The organism is Halogeometricum sp. CBA1124 (genome assembly GCF_009741955.1).
Taxonomy (GTDB): Archaea; Halobacteriota; Halobacteria; order Halobacteriales; family Haloferacaceae; genus Halogeometricum; species Halogeometricum rufum.
Genome location: NZ_WPCD01000280.1, coordinates 1 through 3664 on the forward strand (window position 1 = coordinate 1; position 3664 = coordinate 3664).

The window sequence follows — 3664 nt, forward strand, 5'->3', positions numbered from 1 at the left end:
GCGTTCTCCTCGTAGGAGTCGGTGGTCGACGGTCTGGGGCGGTGAGTGGGGTACGCGGACGGAGTTGGCCCGTCGGCGTCGGGCCGTCGCCCTCCGTCGCGTTCGCGGCGGCGCGCAGGGCGACGGCGGCGGCGAGGTTGCCGCCGGCGCTCGTCCCCCCGACGGCGACGTTCCCGCTCCCGCCGAGCGACGCCGCGAACTCGCACGTCCACTCGAACGCGGCGAAGGCGTCGTCCAGCGGTTCGGGGAACGGATGCTCGGGCGCGAGTCGGTAGTCGACGCTCACGACGAGGCGACCCGACCGGGCGGCGAGGCGACGACAGATTTCGTCCACCGAGTCCAGCGTCCCCAGCACCCAGCCGCCGCCGTGGTAGAACACCAGCACGTCGCGCGTCTCCGCGGGCGCGGGGTGGTACGTCCGGACCGGAATCGCCCCGTGCGGGCCGGGAACCGAGAGGTCTCGGACGTGTTCGACGTCCGGCGGGTCCGCGGGCGCGAACGCCTCGTCCTCGACGCGGCGCGCGCTCTCGACGGAGAGGGAGTGCCACGGGGGGAGTCCCTCGCGTTCGAACGCCGCCACCACGTCCGCCACGTCGGAGTCCAGTTCGGGGGCACGTCGGTCCATAGTGGGTGCCCGCGGCGGACGACCAAAAAGCGGCGGGCTGGCGGTGTTGGACGCTTCGACGCCGGGGCGAGGAGAGTCCGACGGCGCGGCGAGGCGAACCGCTTTGTGGCCCGCGGCGGAGGTGTGGATATGGACGACTCACGCGACGACGCGGCCCCCGAATCGAGCGCCGGCCGCCCGCCGACGCTGACCGAGGCCCGCGAACGCGACGCCGACGACCCGCTGGCGACGCTCCGCGAGCGCTTCTTCGTCCCGGACGGCGAGTTGTACATGGACGGCAACTCGCTCGGACTCTGCGCCGCGGACGCGGCGGCCGCGCTGGAGGAGGCGGTCGAACAGTGGCAGACGCTCGCCATCCGCGGGTGGACCGACGCCGACCCCGACTGGTTCACGTACGGCGAACGCCTTGGCGACCGACTGGCTGGCCTCGTCGGCGCCGACCCCGCGGAAGTCGTCGTGGGCAACTCCACGACGGTGAACATCCACACCCTCGTCGGGACGTTCTACGACCCCGACCGGGGCACGGAGATTCTCGTCAACGACCTCGACTTCCCGACGGACCACTACGCCATCCGCGCGCAACTCCGGCAGGCCGGCCGCGACCCCGAGGAGGCCCTCCGCGTGGTCGAGAGTCGCGACGGCCGAACCGTCGACGAGGACGATATCGTCGCCGCAATCGACGACGACGTGGGGATGGTGTTCATGCCCTCGGTCCTCTACCGGAGCGGGCAACTGCTGGACGTGGAGCGAATCACCGAGGCGGCGCACGACGCCGGCGCACTCGCCGGGTTCGACCTCGCGCACTCCGTCGGCGTCGTCCCGCACCGCCTCTCGGACGCCGGCGTCGACTTCGCCGTCTGGTGTCACTACAAGTACCTCAACGCCGGCCCCGGCGCCCCCGCCGGCCTGTACGTGAACGAACGCCACTTCGGCGTCACGCCGGCGCTCGCGGGGTGGTGGGGCCACGAGAAGGAGACGCAGTTCGAGATGCGCCACACGTACACGCCCGCGCCGTCGGCGGGCGCGTTCCAGATAGGCACGCCGCCGATTCTCGCCGCCGCGCCGTTGGACGGCGCTCTCGACGTGACAGAAGACGCCGGTATCGAGGCGCTCAGGGAGAAGTCCGTCGCGCTCACCGACTTCCTCGTCGCCCTCGTGGACGACCGACTCCCCGACTGCGAGGTGGGGACACCGCGGGAGGCGGCGCGACGCGGCGGCCACGTCGCCGTCGAACACCCCGAGGCCTACCGCATCTCGGAGGCGTTGAAGGCCCGCGGCGTCGTCGTGGACTTCCGCACGCCGAACGTCGTCCGCGTCTGCCCGTCGCCGTACTACGTCGGCTTCGAGGACGTCTACCGCGTCGTCGAACACCTCGAAGCGATTCTCGACGACCGGGAGTACGAGCGGTTCGAGACGCGCGGTGGCGGCGTGACGTAGCGCCGCGCGTTCGGCGTCCCCCGGCCGAGACGGCCGCCGTCAGCAGTACCCGGAGGGGTCCAGTACGTCCCGAGACACGCCCGTCAGGCGCACGCCGGACTCGGAGACGACGTAGGTCGTCTCGGTACTGGCGCCGTCGAGCGATTCGTCCGGGGTGCCGTCGCCGTCGCAGTCGAGTTCGAGGCTGTACCCGACGGAGACGCGAACGACGACGCCGCTCTCGTTTCGCTCTACCACCTCGGACTCGGCCGGTCTGAGGATACCGAAGCCGAGGCCGCCGACCGCCTCGTACTCGCTCAGGTGACGTTCGATTCGAGACTGCTCGGCCTCGATGGCCCGTTCCCCGGCGTCGTCGGCCGAAATCGTCGCCGTCGACGTGGGCGTCGCCGTCGGCGTCGGTGTGGGAGTCGCCGGTGGCGTCGCAGACGGTGTCGGAGACGACGACGACTCGCCGACGCCGCCGAGACACCCCGCGAGGACGAGGAGCACACAGACGAGTAGCAGGGGCCGTGTTCGTGTCACTACGCTGTACGGAAACGGGGCGCAGTATAGTTTTTCTGCACCGCCGCCGCTACCAGTCGATGACCTCTCGGTCGCGCCAGAAGTGCCCCGACGGCGAGTCCGGTTCGAAGCGACAGAGGTAGACGGGCGTCTCTGCGCCCCGTTCGACCGACCGGTCGGCCTCTTCGCCGCCCATGTCGGTCCGGACCCACCCCGGACAGACCGAGTTCGCGAGGAGTCCGTCGTCGCCGTACTCGCCGTCCAGATACTTTGTGAGGCCGTTCAGACCGGTCTTCGAGACGCGGTAGGAGGGGGACCCGCCCGACTGGTCCTCGTTCAGTGCGCCCATCCCGGAGGAGACGTTGACGACGCGGCCGCCCTCGTCCTGCACGAGGAGAGGGACGGCGTGCTTGCAGAGGAGCATCGGCCCGCGGAGGTTCGTCGCCAGCGTTCGGTCGAGGTCCTTGACCGACTCGGCGACGATGTCACCGTCGCCGCCGCCGACGGCGGCGTGTTGACGAGGATGTCCAATCGGCCCGCACTCGCGAAGATGTCGTCCACCGCGTCGGATATCTCGCCCTCCTGCGTCACGTCGACGAGGAGGTGCTCCCACTCGTCCGGTATCTCGTGGGTCATGCTGCGCGTGGCGGCGAACACCGTCGCCCCCAGGTCGTGCAACTGTTCGGCTATCTCGCGGCCGATGCCGCGGTTCGCGCCCGTCACGAGGGCGACTTGTCCCGAAAGCGAGTCGTACAGGTCGGGTTCCGCAACGTCCTCGGTCATCGGTCGGGGGGAAGCACCGACGCCGCAAGGGGGTTGCGTTCTCGGCCCGCGGTCAGTCGGTCCGAGTCAGGGACAGGCGGTCGAACGTCTCCCCCGTCCAGCGGTAGGCGTTCAGTCGGCCGTCCGGGTTGCAGAGGAGGTAGACGTACCCCGGCCACGTCGCCCGCCGCTCGTCAGTTCGACTCGGAACCGGGTCGCTCTCGGGGTGACTGTGATAGAAGCCGACCACGTCCAGTCCCGTCGATTCGAGGCGGTCGATGGTCGCGACGGTTCCCGCGGGGTCGAGTTCGTACTCGCGCCGGGGGGTCGTCGGCGACG

4 protein-coding genes and 1 pseudogene are annotated in these 3664 nt (G+C 70.6%); 1 reads left to right on the forward strand and 4 read right to left on the reverse strand.

The genetic code is table 11. The features are described 5' to 3' along the window. Nucleotides 1–625: alpha/beta hydrolase fold domain-containing protein (locus tag GJ632_RS20315; RefSeq protein ID WP_191453871.1), on the reverse strand; the 625-nt coding region annotated here is incomplete at its 3' end. Between the two features lie 129 nt (nt 626–754). Here GJ632_RS20315 and kynU point away from each other — a divergent pair. Beyond that, entirely contained in the window at nt 755–2062 is a 1308-nt protein-coding gene (gene kynU / locus GJ632_RS20320) for a kynureninase (RefSeq protein WP_191453872.1), read from the forward strand. A 39-nt stretch (nt 2063–2101) separates the two neighbouring features. On the opposite strand, the gene GJ632_RS20325 is transcribed toward kynU, so the two are convergent. The 3 genes and pseudogenes from GJ632_RS20325 to GJ632_RS20335 form a co-directional block, all read right to left on the reverse strand. After that, nucleotides 2102–2584, reverse strand: coding sequence for a hypothetical protein (locus GJ632_RS20325; protein ID WP_191453873.1), 483 nt, complete (start codon nt 2582–2584; stop codon nt 2102–2104). A 49-nt stretch (nt 2585–2633) separates the two neighbouring features. Beyond that, a pseudogene (locus tag GJ632_RS24370) lies at nt 2634–3346 on the reverse strand (SDR family NAD(P)-dependent oxidoreductase). A 52-nt stretch (nt 3347–3398) separates the two neighbouring features. Continuing rightward, nucleotides 3399–3664: M67 family metallopeptidase (locus GJ632_RS20335; protein WP_197428122.1), on the reverse strand; the 266-nt coding region annotated here is incomplete at its 5' end.